The organism is Cedecea sp. VD22 (assembly GCF_037150195.1).
GTDB lineage: Bacteria > Pseudomonadota > Gammaproteobacteria > Enterobacterales > Enterobacteriaceae > Cedecea.
In genome coordinates this window covers 242812-268984 of record NZ_JBBCPX010000002.1, presented here as the reverse complement: position 1 = coordinate 268984, position 26173 = coordinate 242812, and the positions used below count along the sequence as shown (strand labels likewise).

At 54.6% G+C, this 26173-nt stretch carries 24 protein-coding genes and 2 pseudogenes; 9 read left to right on the top strand and 17 right to left on the bottom strand.

What is annotated here, in order from left to right:
• Positions 1–105: 105 nt before the first annotated feature.
• From WFK85_RS07340 to WFK85_RS07325, 4 genes and pseudogenes are all read right to left on the bottom strand, one after another.
• A pseudogene (locus tag WFK85_RS07340) lies at positions 106–1188 on the bottom strand (ATP-binding protein); the annotation flags it as partial.
• A 348-nt stretch (positions 1189–1536) separates the two neighbouring features.
• A complete protein-coding gene (locus tag WFK85_RS07335) occupies positions 1537–1683 on the bottom strand; it encodes a DUF2798 domain-containing protein (RefSeq protein WP_286180191.1) in 147 nt (48 codons plus the stop codon).
• Positions 1684–1789: 106 nt separating this feature from the next.
• Positions 1790–1912, bottom strand: a pseudogene (locus WFK85_RS07330) (aldo/keto reductase); the annotation flags it as partial.
• 1652 nt (positions 1913–3564) lie between these two features.
• A complete protein-coding gene (locus WFK85_RS07325; protein WP_336707344.1) occupies positions 3565–4287 on the bottom strand; it encodes a CDP-diacylglycerol diphosphatase in 723 nt (240 codons plus the stop codon).
• A gap of 463 nt (positions 4288–4750) precedes the next feature.
• Here WFK85_RS07325 and WFK85_RS07320 point away from each other — a divergent pair, with 463 nt between their 5' ends.
• Complete coding sequence (locus tag WFK85_RS07320; protein WP_008458969.1) at positions 4751–5029, top strand: hypothetical protein; 279 nt, start codon at positions 4751–4753, stop codon at positions 5027–5029.
• Between the two features lie 69 nt (positions 5030–5098).
• Here the strand turns inward: WFK85_RS07320 and WFK85_RS07315 are convergent, their stop codons facing one another.
• From WFK85_RS07315 to leuC, 4 genes are read right to left on the bottom strand one after another with little or no spacing between them, the layout of a single operon-like run.
• A complete protein-coding gene (locus WFK85_RS07315; protein WP_336707102.1) occupies positions 5099–6034 on the bottom strand; it encodes a LysR substrate-binding domain-containing protein in 936 nt (311 codons plus the stop codon).
• A 19-nt stretch (positions 6035–6053) separates the two neighbouring features.
• Positions 6054–6977 carry an alpha/beta fold hydrolase gene (locus tag WFK85_RS07310; protein ID WP_166992493.1) on the bottom strand — a complete coding sequence of 308 codons (924 nt, stop codon included), beginning with the start codon at positions 6975–6977 and terminating at the stop codon, positions 6054–6056.
• A gap of 6 nt (positions 6978–6983) precedes the next feature.
• Entirely contained in the window at positions 6984–7598 is a 615-nt protein-coding gene (leuD, locus tag WFK85_RS07305; protein WP_336707105.1) for a 3-isopropylmalate dehydratase small subunit, read from the bottom strand.
• Positions 7599–9023 carry a 3-isopropylmalate dehydratase large subunit gene (gene leuC, locus WFK85_RS07300; protein WP_166873873.1) on the bottom strand — a complete coding sequence of 475 codons (1425 nt, stop codon included), beginning with the start codon at positions 9021–9023 and terminating at the stop codon, positions 7599–7601. It lies immediately after the preceding gene.
• A gap of 303 nt (positions 9024–9326) precedes the next feature.
• On the opposite strand from leuC, the gene WFK85_RS07295 reads away from it, so the two are divergent.
• On the top strand, positions 9327–10652 hold the full coding sequence (locus tag WFK85_RS07295; protein WP_336707346.1) for a glycoside hydrolase family 10 protein: 1326 nt from the start codon (positions 9327–9329) through the stop codon (positions 10650–10652).
• A gap of 50 nt (positions 10653–10702) precedes the next feature.
• Here the strand turns inward: WFK85_RS07295 and WFK85_RS07290 are convergent, their stop codons facing one another.
• The 3 genes from WFK85_RS07290 to WFK85_RS07280 form a co-directional block, all read right to left on the bottom strand.
• Positions 10703–11263 (bottom strand): RNA polymerase sigma factor, encoded by a 561-nt coding sequence (locus WFK85_RS07290; RefSeq protein WP_336707348.1) that lies wholly within the window; start codon positions 11261–11263, stop codon positions 10703–10705.
• Positions 11264–11268: 5 nt separating this feature from the next.
• Positions 11269–11739, bottom strand: coding sequence for a hypothetical protein (locus WFK85_RS07285; protein WP_166992484.1), 471 nt, complete (start codon positions 11737–11739; stop codon positions 11269–11271).
• 79 nt (positions 11740–11818) lie between these two features.
• Complete coding sequence (locus tag WFK85_RS07280; protein WP_166873865.1) at positions 11819–12373, bottom strand: NAD(P)H-dependent oxidoreductase; 555 nt, start codon at positions 12371–12373, stop codon at positions 11819–11821.
• Between the two features lie 88 nt (positions 12374–12461).
• Here WFK85_RS07280 and WFK85_RS07275 point away from each other — a divergent pair, with 88 nt between their 5' ends.
• On the top strand, positions 12462–13349 hold the full coding sequence (locus tag WFK85_RS07275) for a LysR substrate-binding domain-containing protein (protein ID WP_166992479.1): 888 nt from the start codon (positions 12462–12464) through the stop codon (positions 13347–13349).
• A gap of 7 nt (positions 13350–13356) precedes the next feature.
• On the opposite strand, the gene WFK85_RS07270 is transcribed toward WFK85_RS07275, so the two are convergent.
• A complete protein-coding gene (locus WFK85_RS07270) occupies positions 13357–14412 on the bottom strand; it encodes an NAD(P)H-dependent flavin oxidoreductase (RefSeq protein WP_336707110.1) in 1056 nt (351 codons plus the stop codon).
• Between the two features lie 91 nt (positions 14413–14503).
• Here WFK85_RS07270 and WFK85_RS07265 point away from each other — a divergent pair, with 91 nt between their 5' ends.
• Positions 14504–15352: a LysR family transcriptional regulator gene (locus WFK85_RS07265; RefSeq protein WP_336707111.1), complete on the top strand. Its 849-nt coding sequence runs from the start codon at positions 14504–14506 to the stop codon at positions 15350–15352.
• Here the strand turns inward: WFK85_RS07265 and WFK85_RS07260 are convergent.
• Together WFK85_RS07260 and WFK85_RS07255 are read right to left on the bottom strand one after the other, a co-directional pair.
• Positions 15335–16510 (bottom strand): YbfB/YjiJ family MFS transporter, encoded by a 1176-nt coding sequence (locus WFK85_RS07260; protein ID WP_336707113.1) that lies wholly within the window; start codon positions 16508–16510, stop codon positions 15335–15337. The genes WFK85_RS07265 and WFK85_RS07260 overlap by 18 nt on opposite strands.
• Positions 16511–16632: 122 nt before the next feature.
• Entirely contained in the window at positions 16633–19317 is a 2685-nt protein-coding gene (locus WFK85_RS07255) for an ATP-binding protein (protein ID WP_336707115.1), read from the bottom strand.
• 108 nt (positions 19318–19425) lie between these two features.
• Between WFK85_RS07255 and WFK85_RS07250 the strand changes: the two genes are divergently transcribed.
• Positions 19426–20637, top strand: a complete 1212-nt coding sequence (locus WFK85_RS07250; RefSeq protein WP_008458940.1) for an MFS transporter — start codon at positions 19426–19428, stop codon at positions 20635–20637.
• A gap of 48 nt (positions 20638–20685) precedes the next feature.
• Here WFK85_RS07250 and WFK85_RS07245 read toward each other — a convergent pair whose 3' ends face one another.
• Positions 20686–21705 carry a Ppx/GppA phosphatase family protein gene (locus tag WFK85_RS07245; protein ID WP_442892175.1) on the bottom strand — a complete coding sequence of 340 codons (1020 nt, stop codon included), beginning with the start codon at positions 21703–21705 and terminating at the stop codon, positions 20686–20688.
• Between the two features lie 177 nt (positions 21706–21882).
• On the opposite strand from WFK85_RS07245, the gene WFK85_RS07240 reads away from it, so the two are divergent.
• A complete protein-coding gene (locus WFK85_RS07240; RefSeq protein WP_336707118.1) occupies positions 21883–22689 on the top strand; it encodes a 5'-nucleotidase, lipoprotein e(P4) family in 807 nt (268 codons plus the stop codon).
• A gap of 109 nt (positions 22690–22798) precedes the next feature.
• Here WFK85_RS07240 and WFK85_RS07235 read toward each other — a convergent pair whose 3' ends face one another.
• Together WFK85_RS07235 and WFK85_RS07230 are read right to left on the bottom strand one after the other, a co-directional pair.
• A complete protein-coding gene (locus WFK85_RS07235) occupies positions 22799–23434 on the bottom strand; it encodes a YetF domain-containing protein (RefSeq protein WP_166992467.1) in 636 nt (211 codons plus the stop codon).
• A 9-nt stretch (positions 23435–23443) separates the two neighbouring features.
• A complete protein-coding gene (locus WFK85_RS07230) occupies positions 23444–23890 on the bottom strand; it encodes a DUF3290 domain-containing protein (RefSeq protein ID WP_008458932.1) in 447 nt (148 codons plus the stop codon).
• A gap of 208 nt (positions 23891–24098) precedes the next feature.
• On the opposite strand from WFK85_RS07230, the gene WFK85_RS07225 reads away from it, so the two are divergent.
• Genes WFK85_RS07225 through WFK85_RS07215 form a run of 3 tightly spaced genes read left to right on the top strand, consistent with a single transcriptional unit; the run spans position 24099 to position 26151 of the window.
• Positions 24099–24488, top strand: a complete 390-nt coding sequence (locus WFK85_RS07225) for a RidA family protein (protein ID WP_008458929.1) — start codon at positions 24099–24101, stop codon at positions 24486–24488.
• Positions 24489–24511: 23 nt separating this feature from the next.
• Positions 24512–25486, top strand: a complete 975-nt coding sequence (locus WFK85_RS07220) for a threo-3-hydroxy-L-aspartate ammonia-lyase (RefSeq protein WP_336707121.1) — start codon at positions 24512–24514, stop codon at positions 25484–25486.
• A 17-nt stretch (positions 25487–25503) separates the two neighbouring features.
• Positions 25504–26151: a helix-turn-helix transcriptional regulator gene (locus WFK85_RS07215; RefSeq protein WP_336707123.1), complete on the top strand. Its 648-nt coding sequence runs from the start codon at positions 25504–25506 to the stop codon at positions 26149–26151.
• The last annotated feature ends 22 nt before the right edge of the window (positions 26152–26173 follow it).

Below are 26173 nucleotides of genomic sequence, written 5' to 3'. Positions count from 1 at the left end.
GTGATCGTCTACCGTCAGAATGGTCAACGGCAGAGAACTGTTTCCCGGCAGCGGCGCGTTTTGCCCTGGCAGGATTTTCGTCTCTCGGGTCAGAACCGGAATACGCACGCAGATACGGGTGCCGCAATTAGGCCTGCTGCGCAGCTGTATCGTGCCGTTCATCATCGCTACCAGCTGCTCGCAAATAGCCAGCCCGAGGCCGGTACCGCTCTGTTTTTTTCCCGCCTCTGACTGTTCGTAGGGGTTGAAGATCAGCCGCTGTTCCGCCTCGCTAATACCAATCCCGGTATCGGTCACCACCATTTCGAGTATCGCCTGCTCGTGCCGGTCGGGTAAACAATGCACCTGTACCTCAACGGAGCCGTGGCTGGTGAATTTAATGGCATTGCCGATCAGATTGGAGAGAATTTGCCGCAGACGCATCGGATCCAGCAGCAGTTCGTCCGGGTGCAGGATATCAACCTGATGATGCAGGCGGAGTCCTTTTTGCCGCGACAGTCCCTCAAAAACCCGAACAACCGGCGCGGTGAGCGTATCAAACCGCACCCACTCCGGGGACAGTTCCAGCTTACCGGACTCAATTTTAGCCATATCCAGAATGTCGCCAATCAACCCCATCAGCGACAGCGAGGATTCATAAGCCACCCGCACCGACTCGTGATCTTCTTGCCGGTGATGCTGTGTCACCGCCAGCTCCAGCAGGCCAATAATAGCGCTGATTGGGGTTCGAATTTCGTGGCTCATGGTGGCGAGGAAGGTACTTTTCGTTCGATTTGCCTGTTCGGCATGCTCGCGGGCCAGGGAGAGGTCGGCCAGCAGCCGCTGGTGGTCGGTAATATCCTGCCAGCTGCAAATTAGCCCGGTTATGCTGCCGCGCGTGTCGCAAAAAGCCTCAAACTGATAGATCACGTCGCGATCTTCTACACCGTTATTGATCTTCCCGCGCTGAGGAACCAGACAGTATCCGCCGTCGCCTGATTGCGCCGCCTGTGTCTGATAAATGGCGTGCAGAGGATGGCCAGCGGAGGAGGGCTGCAGCGCGTGGATAGCGTCCGTGCTATGACGGAAGAACTGTTCCCAGGCGGGGTTGTGGTTGATCAGCTTACCGGCCGTATTAATCACGCAGACGGGCACCGGCGTACCGTTAAATAAGGTTTCAAGAAACGTGGCCTGTTGCTGAAGGCTCACCTGAGCCTCTTTTCGCAGGCGCACCGCCCGGTGCTAATAGAGTGATAAGTGCTTGTTGGCAATGTTTAATTTAGTCAGGATCCCCCTACATGAATTATATCCTTTGACTACGGTAAAATCGCTGAGTCCTGCTATCGGAATGATTGCTCGTGATTTATAATAAGGCGCAGGGGTGTGTTTTTTTTTAATTCGTGAGAGGCTGCAGTAGGCGTAAAATGTAATTTATTTTTTGAATAAAACATTATATCGCGCCGTTAACTATTTCTAATTAACGGCGCTGAAAGCTATTTCATTGGTATAAAAATATGCCAGGTCTGCGCTACAGACAGATAACAAAAGATTGGGAGTTTAGTGGGCGCGAACCGTCCAACTCACCAGGCGAACAACAACCCGGCGTACCGCCAGGATACAGATAAAGGCTGCCGGCATGGCGACTTGATAGGCATTCATCAGATTCTCGAACATCCGGCAATCTAACGTTGAATTATTCCACAATATATATTGATACTATCAGGTTAATAGATCGGCAAGTTGATTAAAACTTGAAGTATTTATATCAAATTGCGTAGGTTCAGGCTTTGCATCAACATTTCCATTTGGGCCTGATTCCCGTATCAATAGCATCAATAACGGCTCTTTCGCATTCAGCGGCATCAGACATCTGAAACACACCAAAGCCAACCAGGGGCATTTCAATCCCGTTGTTCAGTTTTACCGTTTGCATGACGTAATCCTTCAGCTGTTGTGTTGGAAAGCATAACGCAAACTGATTTATTCGATTAGATGGGATAATCAGCTAGGGTTTATTAGATGTGTTCATTAAAGAGAACGTCCGCCTCAAGAAGCTACTCGCCGAAGCCATGCTGGTAAAGAGGCGCTACAGGTGGCTTTGGGCCGAAAGTACTGACGACAGATCAGAAGCGGGAAGCATAACGTCCGGTAAGTAGAAGATGGGGGATAGGTAAGTGTATGATTATTCGTGGTCTGTGGCCGGTTATGAACTCAATGAGCAATGAATTTAATTTAACATAATATACATTATGCGCACCATAAAGGCGTTAGAGAGAATCCAGCATTCTGGCACAGGAAAAACCCAGCCATCAGGTCATGGTCCATCAGAACGACTCTGGTGAAGCTGCCTCGCCGGATTAGCCCCAAACCTGTCATCATGACTGCGCGGCCTGGCCAACTCCGGTCAGCACCATAACAAGTTTTGTCACTGCCCGACGTTACCGTTAAAAACATGAATGCCAAAGTGTTCGCAGCCACAATAACTTCTGTCCTGTTATCCTTATTCAGTCGTGAGCAATTATGCAAAACGGATCGTCGTACTGTTTCCTCACCAGTTACACACGACAAATCGTCTGCAATGTTATAGGACGGATAAGCTCTGCGGTTATGCAATGCGCTCAAACTCGAACGGCTGGCGATTGATGCCAGCCATAGCGCTGGCCGTGCGATCACCTGGACTGATATTGTTAATCATCTAATTCACACAACCAAATCCAGTGAGTAAGATTAGAACAAACCGTGGGAAACCACAGTAAGTGACAGAAATTCACTAAGGGAAATCATACCCACCTGGAAATCCTTCTTGTCATCGATCACAGCCTACGTCCTGGTCAGAATTCGGAGATGCTGCGACTTTGAGTCCACATTCAGCCGCTGAAAAAATCAGTGCGCGTTAATCCTTATGGGCTCAACGGGAGGGATCTTCCCTACCCTATTTTTTGCTAATCGCGGTATTATCTCAGGTGCAGCCATCCCGACTGCATAATAACGGGAGCATCCTGTGAACGTAACATAAATAGCAATATGCAATCTAATAACAATTTATATTTATGGGTATATTTAAGTGTTGTACTGATTATTGCATTGTGTATGCTTGCCTTTATTTACTGGCCATAAGCTTCTTGTCAGGCTTTTCAACTTATAACGGCGTTATATTGCCTGCCCAGGATGACATGCGATGCTCTCCCCTCGTGCATGGGGCCTTGACTATTGCTCCATTCTTCATTGACATCTTCTTGATGTATCTCTGACATGCTAAGAGAAATTCATATGTGGTGGGAGACGTGCTGATGTATCGAAAATTAATGTGTTGGGTATTTGTATTATGTTCTATAGCTGCGCTAAGCGGCTGCATGTCCCTTTTTTAAGTGCCAGAGAGACTATGAAATCGTTAATTACCCTGATGGTATATTCATCTATTTTTGCACTTACCGGATGCTTGTCCGTTGGCACCCACTTGTTTACTCGATAGCCATCGCGGCGCAGACGTGCTCTTTCTAATGGGATCTAATTATCATGATCCCATTAATGCTTATGCCCTACAACATTCAGGTTGCCCGATCCCGACATTACTCATATGGCACATCAGCGGGAAGATATGGGCGGTAAAATGGCACACTCTTTATCCAGTAGCGCTTCCACCGAGGCCCGGTTATTGCGATCCCAGCCTCGCTTCGTGGTGAGCAAAATAAACCCTCTTTGATCGCCGTAAGCGGTTGGAATGACGGCCACGCCCCACTCTGCCAGCTGTTCCGGCGATAAATGAAAATAGCTGGCGACGCTGTGAACAGGGTCAATTCCCATCACCGTCGGCTGCATCACCCGTCTCGCATACCAGGTGTAGCGCAGGAGTTTATCGGGCAAGGGGCGCCATTCTTCCGTGATAAAGGGACGTTCTGCCAGCATCTGACGCCTGACGTCTTCCCGCAGACAGGTCAGATGAATATGAAGCTGGTTTTGGCTGCGGCCATAAGCCGAGTTAAGCGCCAGGCCAAGTTTATCGTCGGGGATTGGGCCGCCATACTGCCAGTCTAAAAGACGACGCATAAGCCAGGCATAGCCGAAATAGTCCGTGCGCCCCGCTGCTGCCAGCGCCGGGCTTTCAATGCCGGTCATCTTTGCTGTGGGGACAAGAATAAAATGGTAGAGGTAGCGCGGGTTCTGGATAACGCTAAAACCCTGGGCCTTCCCTTCTGGCATATAGATCTGCTGGCACGGCGCCGGGTTGCTAGTATGCTGATAGTTAGTCATGCAAACCTTATCGACCACGCCCCACAGCGCGTCCGAACGCGCGCAGCTCACCAGCATAAAGATCCCTGTCAGGATTGCCCCCCGGAGGAAACCGACATTAACCTTCGCGGCTATTCCATTCATTTGCATCATCTCTGCCCCGCTATCCACGGCCACGACTCGCCGCCGGCGGGGAATCATAACGTTTTATTGCAATGAAAACAGCTCAATATGAAAATAAACAGCTATTATATTTTTTATATTATGTATTAAATAATGCCTGCATATATTTATTAGCCAGATCGCCAGTGACAATATTAAAAAATTTTAATGCTGAGTGTTTTTTATTTTTAGTTAACTACTTCGTCAATTTAAGGGAGGAAGATATTAAATTGCATAATGGCAATATAACTTGCAGGAAAGGCATCAGGCAGCCATAGATTAACAGGATCAAATGGATTCCAGAAACCAATATAAAATATATGGGGCGATATCCGAAAAGCCAAACGAGTAGGAAATATTTCACTGTTGAGGTATCACTATGTCGGAACAACAAACGCTGCTGCCTGGCGGCTGGACGGCTTATCATCCGCTGACTGCTCAGGACCGAAAAGTGTTCGAAGAGGCGCTCAACGGGCATCTGGGCGTGGATTACGAGCCACAAAAGGTAAAAACCCAGGTCGTGGCCGGAACAAACTACCGCTTCCTTTGTGAGGCTTCGGTCCCGCCGTCTACGGCCGTCTGGGAAGCGATAGTGGAAATTTATGCGCCATTACCGGGACAGGGCGCCCCGCATATTACTCAAATTATCAGAATTTAGTTTCTCGCTTTTTCTACACTCAGCCTGACAACATCAACCTGTTTACTGGCAGGTTGATGTTGAATAATTTCACGCTAGTTTCACCGGTGGTAAGCGCTGGAAATAATCCACCAGAAAATCAATGCAGACCTTTAACTTAGCAGAGCCGCTGGTGCGGTTGGAATAAACCGCCCAAATATTGGCGGGCTGGTGCCAGTCGGGCAAAATCTGCACCAGCTCACCGCGAGCAATATAGCGCTGCACTTCCCATTGGGAACGCAAAATAATGCCGTGACCCTTCAGCGCCCAGCTTAATACCACGCTGCCGTTGTTGGAGGAAAGCTGGCTGCTGACGTGAGCCTGCACGCTTTCCTCGCCGTTGGTTAACGGCCACACACCGAACTGCGCGCTACGCTCCTGAATGACAAGGCATTTATGGGCTTTAAGATCGGCTATGTTTTCTGGCATCCCGTGTTTTACCAGGTAATCCGGGGCGGCGCAGAGTATGCGGTTGTTGGTGGAGAGCTGCCGGGTGATATACAGGTCTTTGATATCGTCACCCACGCGAATTTCTATATCGACGCCCTCTTCTATCAAATCAACGACTCTGTCCGTCAGCGTTAGCTTGATATTTAGCGCCGGATAGCGCTCCGCCAGCGCCGAAAGCGCATCCGGCATATACGTTGAGCCAAAACCAAACGAGCAGCTCATCTGAATATTGCCTTCCAGCGTGTCCCGCCAGGCGGCAAGCCCTGAGACAAAATCGCCCATGCTCTCCAGCACCGAAAGCGCACCGCTCAGCGCCTTATGGCCATCGGCCGTTAAATGAATCGCGCGGGCACTGCGGTGGAACAGCCGCATCCCCAGGCTTTTCTCCAGCAGCGCGATGCGTTTGCTGACATAAGACGGAGACAGCCCCAGCTCCGCCGCCGCGTTGGCAAAGCTTTCTTTGCGCACCACGGTGACAAAGACATTCAAATCTTCAACAAGCGGCCAGGCGGCGCGTGGGGTTTCGTTGGGGCTCATCGGTATGCCATCTTCTGCGTCAGGTTAAGAAAGGCATAATAGCGCTCAGCAGCACATCAGGACACTCCTCTTGCGGACTGTGTCCGCAGGGCATGGCCCGCCCACGAACGTCCAGCGCTTTGTCCTGCCAGGTCGCGGGGACATCATACAGCTGGCCCACGGTGCCTTTCTCCCCCCATAACACCAGCAAAGGACTGGTAATGCGCAGATGCTTGTCGGCTTCGTCATCCTCAAGGTCGATAGTGGCCGAGGCGCGATAATCTTCGCAGATGGCCCGCAGCGTATCGGGATTCTGGTAACAGCGCAGGTACTCGGCAAACGCTGCAGGTTCCGTTGCGCCAGGAGTTTTAAGCTGGCCATCAATATGTTTACGCAGGAAAAACGCCGGATCTGCGGCGATCATTTTTTCCGGCACAGGCGAAGGCTGGATCAGGAAAAACCACCAGAAATAGCGGGTAGCAAAAGTTTTGTCCGTCAGCGCATACATGGTTGCCGTCGGGGCGATATCAATAAAAATGCTGCGCTTAACCTGCGTCGGGTAATCCAGTGCCAGGCGATGCCCGACACGCGCCCCGCGATCGTGCCCCATAAAAGCAAAACCGTCCTGGAAACCGAGCCGCGCCACCAGCAGGACAATATCTTTCGCCATCTCTCGTTTGGAATAGCGGCGGTGAACTTCGTCGCTGGCGGGCTTAGCGCTATCGCCATAGCCGCGGATGTCCGGCATGATGACGGTGAAATGCTGTGCCAGAACCGGCGCGATTTTACGCCAGGTCACGTGGTTTTGCGGGTGGCCATGCAGTAAAACTAACGGTTCACCCTGTCCTCCCACGGCGGCGTGCAGGGTAATCCCGTTTTCCAGCGCCACGTCCATGAGCTGGAAACCCGGGATAAAGGGCGATTCGCCCCTGTCGCAAATAAAGTCAGCGTTCTCTTTCATCATTGAAAATTAATCCTGAGTCAGTAGCCACGGATGCGCAGCAAAATGGCGCTGTTCAAACTCGCGAATCTCCTGCTGAAACTGCAGCGTGTAGCTGATGGCATCGTGGCCCTCCAGCAGCATATGCTTTTTCAGCTCATCGACCGTAAAGGCAATATCTTTGCCCTCCACGCCAATCTGCTGCCGGGCGAGATCGACAGTAATGCGGTTAGCTTCAGGATTGTTTGCCGCCTGCGCCAGCCGCTCGATATCCTCTGCTGGCAGCGTCAGGGTCAGCACGCCGTTACGCTGGCAGTTGTCGTTGAATATCCCGGCGAAGCTGGTACCGATCAGCGCCCGTATGCCAAGTTGACGTAACCCCCAGACCGCGTGTTCACGGCTGGAGCCGCAGCCAAAGTTAGGGCCAACGATAAGAAACTGCGTGTCCCGCCATGCGGGCTTGTTGAGGATAAACTCAGGATTCGGTGAGCCGTCGGTCAGAAAACGCTGGTCGAAGAACACGCCTCGGTCCAGATTGTTACGATCGATACCTTTTAAAAACTGCTTCGGCATGATCACATCGGTATCAATGTTGGCTGCCATCATCGGCGCAGCCACGCCGGTGACGCGGTTAAAGGGTTCCATTTACGCCTCCCCCTGCTGTAAATAAGGACGGACATCGGTGAGGTGGCCAGCTACTGCCGCCGCCGCGACCATGGCTGGACTCATTAAATGCGTTCTGGCCCCGGCCCCCTGGCGGCCAGCGAAATTACGGTTGGTGCTGGAGGCGCAGCGGTCACCCGGCTGCAGCACATCTTCGTTCATCGCCAGGCACATGGAGCAGCCTGACTGCCGCCATTCAAACCCGGCGTCGATAAAGATTTGAGCTAAACCTTCTTGCTCGGCACGGGCGCGAACCTGCGTTGAGCCCGGCACAATAATTCCCCTCACGCCCGGCGCAATTTTTCTGTCTCGCAGCACCTCGGCAACCGCCCTGAGATCTTCAATTCGTCCGTTGGTGCAGGAGCCAATAAACGCATGGGTAATCGGAATCTGGCTCAGCGGCGTGCCTGGCGTGAGTCCCATGTATCTCAGCGCATTTTCAATGTCACGACGTTTGGCCGCATTAGACTCACTGGCAGGATCGGGTACATATTCAGTGATGCCGCCGCCCTGGTCCGGGCTGGTACCCCACGTGACACGAGGCGTTAAGTTGGCGCAGTCGAGCACAACTTCTTTATCAAACACCGCGTCAGCATCGCTGTAGAGCGTTCGCCAGTATTTCAGCGCCTGTTCCCACATCTCGCCTTTGGGTACACGCGGTGCCGGTTTGATGTAGGCATAAACTTTTTCATCAGGTGCCATAAAAGCCCCCCTTGCTCCGGCTTCGACCGCCATATTACAGATGGTCATCCGCCCTTCCACGCTAAGCGCATCAATGGCGCTGCCGCAGAACTCGATAGCAAAGCCGGTCGCGCCGTCGGCACCAATTTCAGCGATCAGCAGCATGACAATATCTTTTGCCGTCGCGGCAAACGGCAGCTCACCGTTGACCGTCACGCGCAGCGTTTTTAGCTTTTTATAAGCTAACGTCTGCGTCGCCAGCATATGCTCAATTTCAGAGGTACCGATGCCGAATCCAAACGCGCCAAACGCGCCGTAAGTGGTGGTATGGCTATCCCCTGCGGCAATCACCATGCCCGGCAGCACGATCCCCTGTTCATGGGCGACGACGTGTTCAATGCCCTGGCGTGGATCCATTACGTCGAACAGCTCAAGGCCAAAATCACGGCTGTTGGACTCAAAGTAGCGAACCTGCAGCTCGCCGCCCGGATCGGTCATTTCTGGCGTACGCTCTGGCCGGGTCGGGTTAACGTGGTCCACGTTGAGCAGGATACTGTTTGGCTGCCAGACCTTGCGGTTGGCGTCACGCAGGCCGCTAAATGCCTGCGGGCTGGTGTATTCGTTGAGGATGGAACGGTCGATATACAGCAGGACATTGCCCTGGTCGTCCAGAGGGCGGATGACGTGGCTATCGATGATTTTATCGTACAGCGTTTTAGGCTTCATGACGGGTCACCTTGTTGCTCTCACAGCATAAAATAACGGCGTGCTGGCACGCAGATAAAAAATGAACAATTTCTACAGGGATAGTAGCAACCGGGTGATTAGGCTGTCAGTAAAGGCATGATGCACAAGCGTAATAGGATAAAACACGAAATGTGTTTTATTTATTGTGATGATAAATAAGGATTTTGATCGTAAGCAAGGTTAATCCGCATCTGCTTTACTTCACGGCGTTAGAGATTGACTTGATGTCGAATAGTATGAAAATGCTTGTTGTTCACCGACTGGCAAAATCTGGAGCACATCATCGCCACTTCAAGCCGCTTCTTCTCTGCCGCCAGGGTCAAAAAACCTGGCGCGATACTTGCCGCTGCGCTGCTTCTGGCGAGCTGCGCCTCTAAACCGCCGGTTTCTCTCGTCACGCCCTTGCCGGGCACTAAGCCGAATGTGACGACCCCTTCACAAGATCATGAGCCGATGCGTGGCGTCTGGCTGGCAACGGTTTCCCGTCTGGACTGGCCGCCGGTTTCATCCGTTAACGGCAGCAGCGCCGCCGTGCGCATCGGCCAGCAGCAGCAGGCGTTAAAAGACAAGCTGGATAAGCTGAAGTCATTGGGCATCAACACGGTATTTTTCCAGGTGAAACCCGACGCCACCGCCCTGTGGCCTTCGAAGATTTTGCCGTGGTCAGATATGCTGACGGGAACAATTGGCGAAGATCCTGGCTACGATCCGCTGCAGTTTATGCTCGATGAGGCGCATAAACGCGGCATGAAGGTACACGCCTGGTTTAACCCCTACCGGGTTTCTACCAACATCACGCCAGGCACAGTTGCCGCCCTGAACCGCACGCTTTCTCTGCAGCCCGCCAGCGTTTATGTGTTACATCGCGACTGGATAAAAACGTCCGGCGACCGCTTCGTGCTTGATCCCGGCATCCCGGATGTGCGCGACTGGATAACCAGCATCGTCGCCGAAGTTGTTTCAAACTACGCCATCGATGGCGTGCAGTTTGATGATTACTTCTATACCGAATCACCGGGCTCTACGCTCAACGACAGCCAGACTTACAGAACCTACGGCCAGGGCTACGCGTCCAAAGCCGACTGGCGGCGGCACAATACTGAGCAACTTATCGAGCAAGTCTCACGCACCATCAAACAGCTTAAGCCCGGCGTTGAGTTTGGCGTGAGTCCGGCTGGCGTCTGGCGCAATATCTCCCACGATCCGGCCGGGTCTGAAACGCGCGGCGCAGCAGCCTATGACGAGTCCTATGCCGACACGCGTCTCTGGGTACAAAAAGGCCTGCTGGACTATATTGCCCCGCAGATTTATTGGCCTTTCTCCCGCAGTGCCGCCCGCTACGACGTGCTGGCAAACTGGTGGGCTAACGTAGTGAAGCCCACTCACACGCGTCTTTATATTGGGATTGCGCTGTATAAAGTCGGGGAACCTTCGAAGAATGAGCCAGACTGGACGGTGAGCGGCGGCGTGCCGGAGCTGAAAAAGCAGCTCGATTTGAACGACGCCGTGCCGCAAATTAACGGCACCATTTTGTTCCGGGAAAATTATCTTAACCAGCCCCAAACCCAGCAGGCGGTGAATTACATCAAGGAGCGTTGGGGGGAATGATAGGCTAAAAAAACCGGATCGCCCTTCCCTGGGCAGATCCGGGGGCTGTCTTACTGACCAGCCAGGTCGTCATACACATTGCGCAGCCGGGTGCGCAGATACAGAACGGCTTTGTGTTTGCGGGAGAGTAGCGCCTGCACGGTGTCGCCGCTCTCTGCCGCCAGTTCCTTCACGCTATAGTCTTGCAGCTCGGTTTTGATAAACACCTCACGCTGCGGCGCAGGCAGCTCCGACAGGGCCGTCTCCAGCTCCTCCCACAGCAGTTGCTTCAGGTACTCGTCCTCCGGCGTTTGCGGGATCCCGAACAGCGTTTCGGCCAGCTCATCCTCCGGGTAATCGTCCTCTTCATCTCCGCTAAACCAGCTCGCCAAAGGCAGCTCGCGTTTTTTCCTTGCCCGGTCGGTCATTTCATTTCGGGCGGCGCGGAACAGCCAGGCGGCGACGTTCTCCACCGGCTGTTCAACCTTCATAAGCTGGTAGCTGACTTCCTGCAGAATATCGTCGGCGTCTTCACGCCCGGCGGTTCTCCCGCGAATAAACGCTTTCAGTCGGGTGCGGCAGCCGGCCAGCGCTGCCATCAGCAGAGATTCCCCCACTATTCCGGCTTTCATCGTCGTCACTCAGCGTCCGGTTTTTTAGCGCTGTTTTCATCTGGCTGGACTGGCTGCACCGGCGGCTGAGGCTGAGGACGTGGATCCATTTTCTCATCCCAGCGGGAATGCCAGCCGCAACGGTCGCGGTGACCAAAGCCAAATTTCTCGCGGCGATGCTGCATAAACTCTTCGCGCTGCTCCGGCGTCATTTGCATCCAGCGTTCGTGCATGCGGCGACGGGCTTTGCCAAACATGCCCGGGCGGAAGCCCAGGCCGCCGAACAGAATGCGGCACAGCGCCAGCAGGCCTAAAGACTGCCAGAAGCCAATCTCTTTCACGCCCAGCAGGCCAGGCAGCACCGCATTCCACAGCGTCATCACGATCAGGCCGAGTGCGACAAACAATGCCACGCAGAGCAAAATCGGCTTACCCATGCGGTGGCCACAGAATCCACGGCGGCGGTGTTCATGTCGGTGCATATCAAAATCTCTCATTATGTTTACCTCAGTAAAGTCACGGCTAATCACTTGTGATGAGGTAGACGAATCAGCGCGAGAAATATTGCTAAAAAATTCAAAATTTATTTTCACGCCACCGGGTAAGCGCCTGCGCATACGCTTCTGCCTTCGTTTTCAGCCCCGCAGCGTCGAGCTTATCGGCAGTGTAGACCACAAACGGGGTATGCCAGGTCAGGCCGCAGCGATTTGCCGTGGCCCGAAGGGGGGCTAACAGAGATTCGAGGGTAAAAAGATTACGACCTCCGGGACGATAAGCTTCCTCCACGTTACCGGCGGTGACCGCCACATACAGCGGCGTTCCTTCCAGCTTTCGCCCCTCCTCCTCGTAATGCAGGTAGAACATCCGGGTCAGCACCGCGTCCTGCCACTGGCGCATAATGGCTGGCATGGAGTACCAGTGGATCGGGAACTGCAGCACAATGCGGTCGGCGGCAAGTAGCCGGGCCGCTTCGCGCTCGCCGTCGCGGTAAATGTCGAGCCCGTCAGGGTAAAGCGCCTGGACATCGACCACTTCAACGTGTTCAAGTTTTGCAACTTCTTGCGCCAGCGCGGCGTTGGCGCTGGAACGGGACAAATCCGGATGGAAAAGTAAAATCAGGGTTTTGTTCACGGGGCGTCTCCTTGGGTTGATAAGACGATAATGGCGAGGCCCAGAAAATTACTCCAACAGATAATCAAGATAATCTATTATCTGTTGTATGAATTTAAGAACGCTGGATCTCAACCTTCTGGTGGTGCTGGACGCCCTGCTCGACGAGGCGCACGTCACCCGTGCCGCCGACAGACTTTGCCTGTCGCAATCTGCCACCTCTGCAGCCCTCGCCCGCTGTCGCGATCTTTTTCACGACGAACTGCTGGAGCGTGGCAGAGGCACCATGCGGCTGACGCCCCTTGCTCAGTCTCTTCGTGCCCCGCTGAAATCCGTGCTGGGCGGCATTACTGAACTTATCGACCCGCCGGTGATTCCCCTGCATCAAATTAAGCAGCAACTGCGGATAACCATGGCGGATTTCCCGGCGCTGTTCGTGCTGGTGCCGTTGATGCAAAAACTTCAGCAGTCGGCCCCGGGGATTGACCCCATCGTTCAGGGCTGGGCTGGCGCGGAACAGGCTGAAACAGCGTTGCTTAACGGCACCACGGATATCGCTATTTCGGTCTTTCCTCAGCCTGCCGCGGACATTCACAGCGAACTGTTGATGGGCGAGCACTATGTCGTGGCGATGCGTGAGGGACATCCTGCCGCATCCGGGTTTAGCCTTGAGCGCTGGCTCGACTGGCCGCACATTATCACGTCCGGGAAAGGGGAAAGCGTCACACCGGTGGATGTGGAACTCTCAAGGTTGGGATTACGCCGCCGCGTCGGGCTGGTATTGCCGAATTTCCAGATGGTGCCGCAGTTGCTGGCGGCCTCGGATATGCTGGCCCTGCTGCCTTCCCGGGTCATACCTTTTACTGAAGGGCTCGTCGCCTTCTCTGCCCCCGTAGAACTGCCGGGATTTTCACTGCACCTGGCCTGGCACAAACGCCGAAGCCAGGATGTGGCCCTGCAGCACGTGGCCGCGATTTTAATGGCGTTGTTGAAGTAACCCCATTTCACAACCCGGCTTCGCGCACCAGCGTTTGCAGTAATTCAGCGGCGGGCATTTCGCGGATCAGGTTCACGCCCTGTCCGGCCCAGTGCGCGCTGTAGCCCTGGTGACCGTGGCTTTTTGCAAGGCCGGCAAGCGCTTTACCAATATCGTAGGCCACCGGATAAGCCGGGACGGCATGCTGGCCGACGATTCGCCCGTGGCGGCAATAATCGTTTTCCAGGCTTCTGGCTGCCCTGCCTGAGATAGCGTGGGTCATTTCCGTCTGGTGTAATCGGCTGAATTTCAGCCGCTGCCGGTAGCCATCATCGGCGGCGGACTCTGGGCAAAGCAGAAACGCGGTCCCCAGCTGTACCGCGTCCGCCCCCGCGCTTAGCATGGCGTGAATACCGGCTCCGTCCATAATTCCGCCGGCGGCAACAACCGGCAAATCCACCTGTTTTTTCAGCAGTTGCACAAGCGCAAAGGTGCTGAGCTGTGTATCGTGAGCCTTCTCGTCGAACATCCCGCGATGCCCGCCCGCTTCAAAGCCCTGCGCCACAATAACATCCACGCCGTTCGCCTGGATCAGCAAAGCCTCTTCGGGCCGGGTGGCGGTGGCAAGCGTCACAATTCCTTTGTCACGGAAGGCCTGAACAACGTCGCGATCGGGCACGCCAAAATGGAAGCTGACCGCGGCCGGAGCCGTCTCCAGCAGCATCTCCAGCATCGCTTCGTGGCCAATAAAGCTTTGATAAATTTCGCTGAGCACTTCCGGCGGCGTGCCGCCAAACTCAGCGAACAGCGGGCGCAGGCTTTCAATCCATGCGCGTTCCAGCGCCTCATCCCGTTTGGCAGGCTGATGGCAAAACAGATTCACGCTGAACGGGCGCGAGGTTAAGGCCTGCGTTTTCAGGATGGCTATCCTGGCCTGCACGACGTCGCTCGCGCCAATGCCCAGCGAACCAAGGCCACCGGCATTGCTGACCGCCGCCGCCAGTTCCGGGGTGGAGACGCCCGCCATAGGGGCCTGTATGATGGGATGGTCTATCGCGAGCAGTTGGGAAAGGCTACGAAACATGGCGCTACCTCAGGAAATGAGAGATTGAAGGCTTAACATCTTATTTGAAGATGTTAAGATCAAGATCATTATCATATTGAGAATGAAAAATATGAACCACACCACACTGCAGATGTTCAAAATCGTTGCCGAAGAACAAAGCGTGACGAAAGCAGCCCAAAGGCTCGGCCGCGTGCAGTCGAACATCACCACCCGCATTCAGCAACTGGAAGAAGATCTTGGCGTCGCGTTGTTCGTGCGCGACAGCAAGAAAATGATCCTGTCGCCGGAAGGCGAAAGTTTTCTCTCCTACACCAAAAAAATACTTAGCCTGGCGGAAGAAGCCCGACAGGCGCTGCATCCGGGTAAGCCTGCAGGGGCACTGAATATGGGCTCGATGGAAGCCACCGCAGCCAGCCGCCTGATGCCGGTGTTCCAGCAGTTTCACCACCGGTATCCTGATGTCGCCCTCACCTTAACCACCCAGCCGACGCAGCAGCTGTTGGAGCAGGTTCGCCACGCTTCACTGGACTGCGCGCTGGTGAGCCTGCTACCGGAAGCCGGGGGACAGGTTCACTGCCCCGTAGATCTTGAGTCCATGGACGTGTTCACCGAACGCCTGGTGTTGCTCGTGCCTGAAACCGCCAGCGGCAATCATCCTCGCCTTGCCGCTTTTCCGCGCGGATGTTCCTATCGGGCGCGCGGTGAGGCTTTGCTCAACGCACAAACTCTGGTGGAAGTGCAGGACGTCAGCTCTTATCACTCGATGATCGCTTCCGTTGCCGCAGGACGCTGCAGCGGCGTGCTCCCGGAAAGCGTCGCCGCGACGCTGGCTTTGCCGGAAGGAACGCGGCAACAGTTTGTGGCCGAAGCCCTCACTCAGCTAGTCTGGCGTAAGGGCTACTGCTCCACCGCGCTTGAGGCGATGAAGCAGATTCTTGCCTCAGCCAGCAACCTTTGAACGCCCCGCTAGCACCAGCCCGCCGGCCAGCAGCAATGCGCCGGTGGCGGCAGCTAACGATCCGTTAAAACTGCCCGTTAAGCCGTACAGCTCCCCGGCAACCAACGGCCCAACAATCTGCCCGATGCCGTAAATAGCGGTCATCGCCGCGATCATATTGAAGCGTACCAGATGCGCCAGCCTCCTGGCTTCCGGTAAGGCTATCGTCACCGTGCCGGTGAACGTAAAGCCCACCAGCACGGCGCTTAACAGGCAAAAAAGCAGCGAGTGGCTAAAGGCCGGAAGCACTACGCCCGCGGCCTGAACCAGAAGATTGGCGGCAAAAGCGTGGCGATAACCATACTTCAAGACGATTTGATGCCAGACAAAACAGGACGGTATCGCAGCCAGGCCAAAGATAGCCCAAAGCTGCACCGGATCCAGCGTACTAAGTGACCCGGAAAGAAAAAGCGGTAAATAGGTGGCCGTAATGATATACCCGAAGCCCGCCAGGCCGTAGATAGCCAGCAGTTTCCACGCCGCTTTAGCATTCTCTGCCGCCGGCTGAAGCTGACTGGAAGCCTGCCTTTGGTAGTCGATCAGATAATCCGGTGGGCTAAGCAGCAGTTTATAAACCAGCATAAACAATAGCAGCGCAGCGATCCCGCACAGCAGCCAGATTTGCTGACTGGTGTAGCCATAAGCTTTACCAAGCGCGATAAATTCCGCAGATAAAAAGATCCCCAGCCCAACCCCGGCATACAGCACCGGCGCGCCGGTATGGTGTTTCATGTGCTGCAGAAGCCACAGTGAAGCCGCAATCAGCGACACGGCGCTCAGTAGGCCGGCAACCCCCCGAACCGCTACCACCGCCCACGGCGATTTCGTCCATGCCAGCAGAAGCAGGCAGCCGATGGTTAACCCGACGGAGGCCATGTTTAACCGCCGCGCGTCGGCAGGCTTAGCTTTCGCCAGCAGTAAGGCACCAATAAGATAACCTGCGTAGTTAGCCGATGCGGCAAGGTTGCCCTGATGCAGCGACAGCAGCCCTTCTTTCAGCATCACCGGCAGAATGCCGGTATAGGAAAAACGCCCGTAGCCCATACCTATCGCCAGCACCACTGCACCCGCAAGCGCCAGCTGTAGCGCACGAATTTCCGGCCTGAAATGCATTGTCATAACCCTCACCTTTTCAATCTCTAAATGTGAATGTTATTTTTATTTAAATCTTATTTTGAGATTAATTCCGGCAAGAGCAACAAGCAAGCGGCTTTTCTGCCGCTTTGCATTTCATCGAAAGATCACAGCTGACGCAGATCGGTTTCTATGCGCTGGATCCAGCCTTTGGCCGTCTGGGTTTGTGCCAGCAGCAGCGCAGACTGCAGCGCCATGCTGAGTTCCAGGCCATATTCTGGTTGGCCGCCGTAACGAATGTGCGCCTGAACCCGCATCAGCTCGGGCAGGTTCCAGAGTGACTGGTTGACGTCAAGCGCGGACAGCCGCTCGTCGATCATCGCTTCGGCTACCTCTGGCTGGCCTTTTTGCGCCAGCGCGGCGGCGAAATCAGACAGAAAAAGTGAATAAGCGGGATCAAAACCGTTATCCCGCAGCCGGGTAAGCATGGCGAGGATCTGCTGGGGAAGTACCGTTTCAGGCTGCTGGCGAAGCCTGCCCCAAAAGGTAAAAGCGGCCGCATAAAGCCGCCAGAAGCCCAGGCCGTGTTCCAGGGCGATGGCCTCAATCTGCGAGGCTACCTGTAGCACGCCAGCGGTATCTCCGGTGAAGGCCGCCAGCGTGCAGGTGCCTTCCGCGAGGGCCGCACACAGCGAACAGGCATGATCCAGCGCCCGGGCTTCTTCCACCGCCAGCTGCGCCGCTCTTCTGGCTTTCGCCACATCGCCAGTCACCCACAGCGCCCGCACCAGGAAAGCCCAGCCCGCCACGCGCTGATCCAGCCCAAAGCGGAAAGGCGCTCTCTGGCTGTCATCATCCACGGTGCGATCCAGCAAAGCCTGAATTTCGCTGAGCGCGGCCTGTTGCTCGCCGGAAAAATGCAGCGCGGTGCCTGCCAGGCGACGGGCCGTTAATAGCGCGCCGTAATCACCGGTTTGTGTCGCCAGTTCAGCCATTTTTTTGCCGTTCTCTGCGGCATCGGCGTAACGGCCACTGCGCAGGTGATACAGCCACAGCCCGTACTCGGACTGTAATTGCATTTCCACATCGCCAAGCGTGCTGGCAATCTCCCCGGTTCGCCGCCAGGCCTGGCCGTTTTCTTCAATGGGCCCCTGCGCCCAGCCCAGCGCCGAGCCCAGCGCGGCCTGCATTAGCATCTCTTCGCGCGGCGTGGCCTGACCATTGTGCGAATCGTTAATTGCGGCGGTAATCCGCTGGCGGCACTCGCCGTGGAGCGAAAGCTGGATCCAGAACGGCGTGGCGTTAGCGAGAATACTGCGTCCCAGCGGAGCGTTTTGACCCACACCAAAACACCAGTCTGCCGCCGCACGGAGATCGTCAATTAAATAGCCATACTGACGGCGCCACTGCGGACTGGACTCTTCGGCCCAGGCAACTTTTGCCCGCACCATGCTGTCGGCCACAAGTTGTGCATGGCGAAGAAAATACGGGGTGTTATTTGGGGCCAGCGTCCGGCGAGCGTACGTGCGCACAATGTTGAGATAGCGATACCTGGCCGGGCGCGTGCCCGCCTGCAAAACCAGCAGGGATTTCGCCACCATGCTGGCCACCACGTCGCTGACCTCTTGCTGATCTAACAATCCTTTCGCGGCGGCAAGGTCAAATTCACCGGGAAACACCGCCAGGGCATGAAACACTCGCTGTTCTTCAGCCGTAAGTAATCGATAACTCCAGTCCAGCGCCTCGGCCAGCGTTCTGTGCCGGGAAGCCGTCATTCCGGGCGTTTCGGGTAACGTCTCCCGCCCGCTCAGGTCGGCCAGCACGGCATCCGGTCCCAGGTTGGCAACGCGAGCAGCCACAATTTCCAGCGCCAGCGGTACGGCATCCAGCAACCGGCAGAGCGCCAGGATCGGCCCGATATTCTCTTCGCTCAGGCGGAACGCGTAATCCACCGCTTGAATGCGCTGTACCAGAAACTCAACCGCGCTAAAACTTTGCGCCTCGCTGGCGGCCAGTTGCGCTGGCGGCAAAGTCAGCGGCCCAACGCGGTAAACCTGCTCCCCTTCAATCCCCAGCGGAGACTGGCTGGTGAGCAAAATGCTCAGTAATTCGTTTCGCTGTAGTAGATGCTCAATTTCCCTAGCGCAGGCGGCCGACAGATGCTCACAGTTATCAATCACCAGCAGCGCGGGGCGTGGCTGCGACGGCCCCGCGCCACGAATACCGGCCAGTGCCGCCCGCAAAACTGGGGCTGGATCTGATCCTGCGTTCAGGCTGGACAGGTCGGCAAAAAAGACGCCATCGGGATAAAGACTGGCGGATTCGCGAGCCACTTCCAGCAATAGCCGGGTTTTGCCGATGCCCGCCGGGCCCGCCAGCGTGCAAATAGTATGCTCGATCAGCCGTTTTCTGATTTCACCCAGCTCCCTTTCACGCCCTATCAGCGGCGAACGGGGACGAGGTAATGCCGTTGAAGAGGTGATGACAGGCAGGGCCGACGTGGCCGCCTGCAGTTTATTCACCGTGGCGGTAAAGCAGTAGCCCCGGCCAAACACCGTGGTAATCAAATTGCGGTCGGGACCAAAAATTTTGCGCAAAGCGGAGATTTGCGCCTGCAGATTATTCTCTTCGACGATCTCTTTTGGCCAGACGGTGGCCAGCAGCGTCTCTTTGGTCACCACCTGCCCCGCTTCGCTGACCAGCCGCCGGAGCACGGCCATTGCCCGCTCGCCCGGCTCCAGCCGAACGCCGTCCCTGAGCAGCAATCCCAAATCGGGAAACAGCTGATAGCGGCCAAAGACCACCATGTCGTCATCTCTTTCTGAGCGGAGTTGGGGCTCGTCGGCAGGCATAAGAACGGTCGCTTTTCAGGTGATTTCAGAAGTCTGAAATTCTAGGGCAAAGATTGCGGGCGGACAATCATTCAGCATCAGGACTCGTCATTCCCAGAGAGAAAAATCATGTCGGAGAATCCCCTGAGCATCACCCTGAATCGTCCGCCCGAGGCGGAAAAGAATTCGCCTTTAACCTCCAGTCTGCTGCTGATCATGGCGCTGGCCTGCGGGGTTTTCGTTGCCAATGTCTACTACAACCAGCCGCTGCTGGAACTGCTTCAGCAGGCGTTTCCGGGGCAGCTAGCGCTGGTCAGCCTTGCGCCGACGGCAACGCAGCTTGGGTTTGCCTTTGGTTTGTTCTTGCTTGTACCGCTGGGCGACAAGATTAACCGCCGCACGCTGATCCTTTGCCAGTCTGCGGGGCTGGCGGTAGCGCTGGCGTGCCTGGCCTTAGCGCCGAATGTTGTCACAATTATTATTGCCTCCGCTGCGGTGGGCGTAACCGGCTCCGTGGCCCAGCAAATAGTGCCGTTCGCCGCCGAGCTGGCTAAACCGGAACGCCGTGGACAGGTGGTCGGCACGGTAATGAGCGGCGTGTTGTGCGGCATACTGCTTGGCCGGGCCGTGGGCGGTTTTAGCGGCGATCACTGGGGCTGGCGAGCGACCTTCTGGCTCGGTGCTGTGGCAACTGCTTTCGGCTGGCTGATGCTGTTCTTTACCCTGCCGCACCACACGTCCGGTAATAAACAGAGCTACATGACCCTGATGCGCTCGCTGGTTTCTCTGTGGCGGGAAGAACCGCTGCTGCGTCGGGCGACCTGGATTCAGGCCGCGCTGTTTGGCTCGTTCATTGGCCTGTGGACCATTCTGGCCTTGCAGCTCCATGCCGCGTTTCATCTTGGCGCAGACGTCGCCGGTCTGATGGGCATTGTGGGTGCCGTAGGCATCCTGGTTGCGCCGCTTGCCGGGCGAATTGCCGACCGCCGGGGACCGTATACCGTCATCGGGCTTGGGGCGCTGGTGATGGTTATCTCGTTTGCGGTGCTGGGGCTGTGGACTTCGCTCACCGGGCTGGTGATTGGCATCATCCTGATGGATCTGGGCGAGCAGTCGGCGCTGATCTCTAACCAGCACGTGATCTATGCCCTGAGGCCGGAAGCCCGCAGCCGTATCAATACGGTCTTTATGAGCGGCATGTTTATCGGCGGCGCGCTGGGATCCTGGGGCGCGAGCCTGATGTGGCGACTCGGCGGCTGGGAACTGGCTTCGATGCTGGGCGGTGGGCTTAGCCTTATCGGGCTAATCATTCATCTGATCGGGCAGCAAAAACGCGGTTAGTGCCCCAGGCGGCGGCACGAAAATCGCCGTCGCCTGAAGCATGAGACGTTACTGAATCAGCACGCCCTGAACGAGGTTGGCCTTCACCACGGTCACCTGAGGGATTTTCAGGGCTTCCATATAGCCCTGAACCAGTAGCAGGTTGCTGACGTCCGTGGCCCGGTAATCCCCGCGCAGCTCTGAATCCCCTTTCCAGACCTGGCTGGCGGAAGATTTTTGTAGATCGGCGAGGGTGTAAACCTTTTCATTGAGCTGCTTGCTGACGGAGAAGTCATGCACCCCACCGATACCCACGACGGTACGCTTAGCCAGCGCCTGTTTCATCTCCGGGCTGACGTGAGTGGTGGCATAGAAGCGAACAAAACGCAGCACTCCGTCACGCAGGGAACCAATCGGATTTGGCGAACTGACATCATGCAAATCTTTGTTTTTCACCACGTCGATGATGTAGTTCTTCAGCGTGACGGAGGCCAGCTTGCCCTGGTAAATCTCCGGCTGCCATTTGTCGTGTTTTTGCAGCCAGGTCGTCATTTGCATCGACCCGCCGCCAATGTCCCAGACCACCATCTGGTCGTCTGGCAGCGGCACGGGCATCGAGGCTTTGGCGGACAGGAAGCCCAGCTCGGCCTCTTGTTCCTGAGTAATAATTTTTAGATTCACCGGAGCAGCACGGTTGAAGGCATCGATCGTCTGCTGGGCGTTAGACGCGCTGCGAAAAACAGCGGTAGCCACGCCGTTAAAACGGACAGGATGATAGCGGGCGGCCTCTGCAGCTAGCTCGCGCAGCGCCGTCTGCCCCTGCTGTTGAATCGCTGGGCTGAGAGTGTTATCTGCAGATTTGGATAAATCTTCGTTAAAACCGATTGGACGCTGATCCTCGAACAACACTTTGTTGATGCGCTGCTGGCAGGTATCCACTTTGGCGACCACCAGCTTGGTGGTGCCGGAGCCCATGTCGATGCCCGCCCTGGTCTCTTCACAGCCAGCTGCGTGGGCCGCAACGCTCACGCCGGGTAATGCCGCTACCACCATCAGGGAAAAAAAATTGCGTCGAAATATTTTTGTCATATTGAGTATCCAGTGTCGATCCATTAAAAAGCTATTGATAACGTAGCTTTAATATTCGGTAAAACACTTTTTAACAATACCTGCTGATTTTGTTAGAAAAAGTCACTGCATTGTTCAGTGCAGAGGCCGGCAGGTATCAATGGCGTTAATGATAAAAGCAAGGGTAAGGACATAAAAATGAAGAAAAGTTTATTGGGTGGCGCGGTAGCGCTGGTGCTGGTTAGCCTGACTGGTTGTGCAAATCAGCAGCAGGCGGCGGATCAAAAACTGGCGAGCCAGGCGGTGATGGCGGTGGACTGGTTCCAGCAATCCGGCGAATACCGCGCGCTGGCGTACCAGTCGTTTAACAGCGCTCGCGCCGCGTGGGATCAATCCGCTAAACAGGGTAACGCTAAGCGGGCCGTTATCGTCGATCTGGATGAAACCATGCTCGACAATAGCGCCTACAGCGCGTGGCAGGCCAAAAATAACAAAGCGTTTGACGACAAAACCTGGTCCCAGTGGACTCAGGCTCGCCAGGCGCTGGCCGTCCCGGGCGCGGTGGATTTTGCTAACTACGTGAACAGCCACGGCGGCACGATGTTCTATGTGTCCAACCGCGACAGCAAAGACTTTGACGCCACCGTCGCCAACATGAAAGCTCTGGGCTTTACCGGCGTGAGCGACAAAACCGTGCGCCTGAAAACCGACAGCTCCAACAAGCAGGCCCGTTTCGATGCGATCAAAGCCGAAGGCTATGACGTAGTGATGTACATCGGCGACAACCTGAATGACTTTGGCAAAGCGACTTACCACAAGGATCAGTCCCAACGTCAGCAGTTTGCCAGCGATAACCGCGGCAAGTTTGGCACCCAGTTCATTGTGCTGCCGAACCCAATGTACGGCGACTGGGAAGGTGCTTTAGCGCCAAATTACTACAAGCTGAATACTGCCCAGCAGGCCGAAGCGCGCGAAAACGCACTGCGTACCTGGTCCGGGAAATAAGTTTTCTGGCAACCCCACCCATGCGGTGGGGTTTTTAGAGTGATAGTTAAAGGATGAAACACATTTACTTTATCTATAATCCAGTAGGTAAAGAGCTTGATTTTGGCGACTACTTTTCATATCCGTATAAATTAATCCTGCCCGAGAGATACTCGCCCAAATAGACTTCGCTAATTTTATTAAAGCCTTGCTTGATAACTTCATTTTCTAACCAGGCGTTGTCCTTGTTAAGGATTTCGAGCAAATCATGGTTAGCTAAACCATCAACTATAATTGGGTAGCGTATATTCTCATCACCACTTTGTATAATGGTTAATTGCCCATTCTGCTCGAGAACTACTCGCTTCAATTGTTCTATTTCATAAATGCTATTCGCCCTTAACTTGAACATCAAATCATTCGCAGAAACACCATTGCGTAAACACTCCTTAACATTGACACTGCCATTATGTACCAGGGTGATTGGCTTGCCATCAATAATCCTTTTAACTAACCGATTATTTTCTTTTAAAAACTTAAGGACAAAGACGAGGAAGGTCCATATAATTAACACCAAAACAAACTGCAGTACTGTTATCGATTCATTATAAATTACGCCACCGATAATCCCCCCGAGCACATAGTTTTGAACCTGATCCATTGCGGATGAAGGCGCCAGATTGCCCTTCCCCATGAGATTTATTTGAATAATCAGACACAGTATCCCCAAGCCCAATTTTATCATGATCGGCGTATAAATTATCATTTCTGTTCCTCAGTTTTTTATGATTTCTATGCCTGGGTTTACTAACGACACCTCAACTAAACTATATGTTTTTTGATCCGGACTTAAATTGACTCGATAGTAAAGATCATTAATTTTAATGATGATGCCATCCGAGAGCTGTACTGAGTTTGAAAATATAGAATCCATACCCACTTCTTTTTCTTTTGATAGCAATTTAACAAAACTCACCATTTGTGATGATTGAGAGTGTATATTTTGACTGTCAGTATAATCTGCATACTGAACACCCGAAATGAAGAGTAAAAATAAAAATACTATAATTGTTAGATCTCGATATTTAGTTTGTAAGCGATGACGCATGTACAGGCTAAAAAAAACGATCAGGATAAATAAAGTACTAAATATAATGATGTATTTTAAATAATCATTAATATTAGACTGCGTTTGTAGATATTCAATGCCATAAAATCTCATATAGTTATAATCCCTAACCCTTAAGACCCCGTTTTTTATTATAGTAACACATTGGCATTTCCCGCCCTAACGGCCGCGATCCGGGCTTTCTCCTCCCTGCCAGTTCACCCCTATCCCCCTTGCTGCTTTCCATGTTGAAAACCTCTTGATCGACATTTAGTCCAGATATAGATTATTTGTCTAAATCTGACCGCGCTTGAGAGGATACATGGCCCCGAACATTACGCTGCGCAATATCGAACAGGTTCCTGCCCCCGTGGGGCACTATTCCCATACCGCCACTGCAGGTGGTTTGGTGTTTATTTCCGGTCAGCTTCCCGTGGCGGCGGACGGCACGCCTCGCTGCGAAGCGCCCTTCGAAGAACAGGCTCAACTGGTGCTGCAGAATATTGAATCTTGCCTGGCCTGCGCGGGCGTGACAAAACAACATCTTGTCTCCGTAAGGGTGTACATCACTGATATCAACCTCTGGCCGCTGTTTAACAGCATTTATGCGGCGTGGATCGGTCAGCATCGCCCTTCTCGCGCGGTGGCCGGCGTGGCACAGCTCCATTACGGCGCGGCGCTCGAAATTGAAGCCGTGGCGCTCTCTGAATAAGACAACCGTTTAAAGGTGGCAAAATGAGTGAATTAGTTCTCCCTGTTTATGAAGATGTGGTCGCGGCGGCTCAGCGCATTGCAGGCCATGCCAACCGCACCCCGGTCATGACGTCCCGTACCGTGAATGAAGAGTTTGGTGCCGAAGTCTTTTTCAAGTGCGAAAACTACCAGCGAATGGGGGCGTTTAAGTTCCGTGGGGCCATGAACGCTCTCGCTCAGTTTACGCCGGAGCAAAAAAAAGCTGGCGTGGTGGCCTTCTCCTCCGGGAACCACGCTCAGGCGATTGCGCTCTCCGCAAGGCTGCTGGGGATCCCGGCCACCATCGTGATGCCGGAAGATGCCCCGGCGGCTAAAATTGCCGCCACGCGCGAATACGGCGGCAAAGTCATTCTCTATAACCGCTACACCGAAGACCGCCAGCAAATCGGCAAAGATCTGGCTGACAAATATGGCCTGACGCTGATCCCGCCTTACGATCATCCGCACGTCATTGCCGGCCAGGGCACCGCGGCGAAAGAGCTGTTCGACGAAGTTGGCGAGCTGGACGCGCTGTTTGTCTGCCTGGGCGGCGGCGGGTTGATTTCCGGCTGTTCGCTGGCGGCGCGTCACCTTTCCCCCAACTGCAAAGTCTACGGCGTGGAGCCGGAAGCCGGGAACGATGCCCAGCAGTCACTCCGGCATCGACAAATTGTGCGGATTGATACGCCCAAAACCATCGCCGACGGCGCACAAACCACCTTCCTCGGGGACTACACCTTCCAGATGATTTGCCAGAACGTGGACGACATTTTCACCGCCACTGATGAAGAGCTGATCGATTCGATGAAGTTTTTCGCCGAGCGGATGAAAATGGTGGTCGAGCCGACGGGCTGCCTTGGCTTTGCCGCCGCGCGCGGAATGAAAGAGAGCCTGCGCGGGAAGCGAATCGGGATTATCATCAGCGGCGGCAACGTCGATGTCAGCCGCTACGCTGAGTACCTTGCCGGCCCGCGTTAATTAACAGGAGAAATAGAGTGTCAAAATCAGAAAACAGTGCCCTGCTCGACCAGCTCGAAAACATCGCCCAGGGGTTGAGCGAAACCTTCGCGCCTTTTTGCGAGGTAGTGGTGCACGACCTGACGCAGCCCGAGCACTCTATTCTCTCCATCCACAACAACCTGTCTGGCCGCGAGGTTGGCCAGGGCGCCACGGAAATGGGGCTGGCGCGCATCGCCTCCCCTGATTTCCCGGCGGTGATCGCCAATTATGCCAACCAGTTTGCCGACGGACGCCCGGTGAAAAGCACCTCGATTGGGCTGAAAGATGATGCCGGGCACTATGTCGCCGCCCTGTGCCTCAACCTGGATATGACTTTGTTCAGAGGGATGCAAAGCGCACTCGCCCGCTTCACCGACACCAGCCCTGGCCCGGTGGAAGAACATATTGAACCCGCAGGTTCCGAAGCCATCCGGCTGAGAATCGATCGTTATGCGGCTGGCATAGCCACCACGCCGCGTGCGCTGAAAACTTCAGAAAGAATTGAGCTGTTGCAGACGCTGAAAAAAGAAGGATTACTGGATATCCGTAAGTCGATGGAGACCGTGGCGCAGCATCTGGGCGTTTCCCGCGCATCGGTTTATTTGTATGCAAAACAACAGCCGTCCGTTGACGACACGGCATAATTCAACCGCAGTATTTTTTGTC

Coding starts and splice junctions, on each gene's coding strand:
- WFK85_RS07325 (WP_336707344.1), bottom strand. CDS start 4,287: ATGCTGGTGAGCTGCGCGCGTTCGGACGCGCTGTGGGGCGTGGTCGAT.
- WFK85_RS07320 (WP_008458969.1), top strand. CDS start 4,751: ATGTCGGAACAACAAACGCTGCTGCCTGGCGGCTGGACGGCTTATCAT.
- WFK85_RS07315 (WP_336707102.1), bottom strand. CDS start 6,034: ATGAGCCCCAACGAAACCCCACGCGCCGCCTGGCCGCTTGTTGAAGAT.
- WFK85_RS07310 (WP_166992493.1), bottom strand. CDS start 6,977: ATGATGAAAGAGAACGCTGACTTTATTTGCGACAGGGGCGAATCGCCC.
- leuD (WP_336707105.1), bottom strand. CDS start 7,598: ATGGAACCCTTTAACCGCGTCACCGGCGTGGCTGCGCCGATGATGGCA.
- leuC (WP_166873873.1), bottom strand. CDS start 9,023: ATGAAGCCTAAAACGCTGTACGATAAAATCATCGATAGCCACGTCATC.
- WFK85_RS07290 (WP_336707348.1), bottom strand. CDS start 11,263: ATGAAAGCCGGAATAGTGGGGGAATCTCTGCTGATGGCAGCGCTGGCC.
- WFK85_RS07285 (WP_166992484.1), bottom strand. CDS start 11,739: ATGAGAGATTTTGATATGCACCGACATGAACACCGCCGCCGTGGATTC.
- WFK85_RS07275 (WP_166992479.1), top strand. CDS start 12,462: ATGAATTTAAGAACGCTGGATCTCAACCTTCTGGTGGTGCTGGACGCC.
- WFK85_RS07270 (WP_336707110.1), bottom strand. CDS start 14,412: ATGTTTCGTAGCCTTTCCCAACTGCTCGCGATAGACCATCCCATCATA.
- WFK85_RS07265 (WP_336707111.1), top strand. CDS start 14,504: ATGAACCACACCACACTGCAGATGTTCAAAATCGTTGCCGAAGAACAA.
- WFK85_RS07260 (WP_336707113.1), bottom strand. CDS start 16,510: ATGACAATGCATTTCAGGCCGGAAATTCGTGCGCTACAGCTGGCGCTT.
- WFK85_RS07255 (WP_336707115.1), bottom strand. CDS start 19,317: ATGCCTGCCGACGAGCCCCAACTCCGCTCAGAAAGAGATGACGACATG.
- WFK85_RS07250 (WP_008458940.1), top strand. CDS start 19,426: ATGTCGGAGAATCCCCTGAGCATCACCCTGAATCGTCCGCCCGAGGCG.
- WFK85_RS07245 (WP_442892175.1), bottom strand. CDS start 21,705: ATGACAAAAATATTTCGACGCAATTTTTTTTCCCTGATGGTGGTAGCG.
- WFK85_RS07240 (WP_336707118.1), top strand. CDS start 21,883: ATGAAGAAAAGTTTATTGGGTGGCGCGGTAGCGCTGGTGCTGGTTAGC.
- WFK85_RS07235 (WP_166992467.1), bottom strand. CDS start 23,434: ATGATAATTTATACGCCGATCATGATAAAATTGGGCTTGGGGATACTG.
- WFK85_RS07230 (WP_008458932.1), bottom strand. CDS start 23,890: ATGAGATTTTATGGCATTGAATATCTACAAACGCAGTCTAATATTAAT.
- WFK85_RS07225 (WP_008458929.1), top strand. CDS start 24,099: ATGGCCCCGAACATTACGCTGCGCAATATCGAACAGGTTCCTGCCCCC.
- WFK85_RS07220 (WP_336707121.1), top strand. CDS start 24,512: ATGAGTGAATTAGTTCTCCCTGTTTATGAAGATGTGGTCGCGGCGGCT.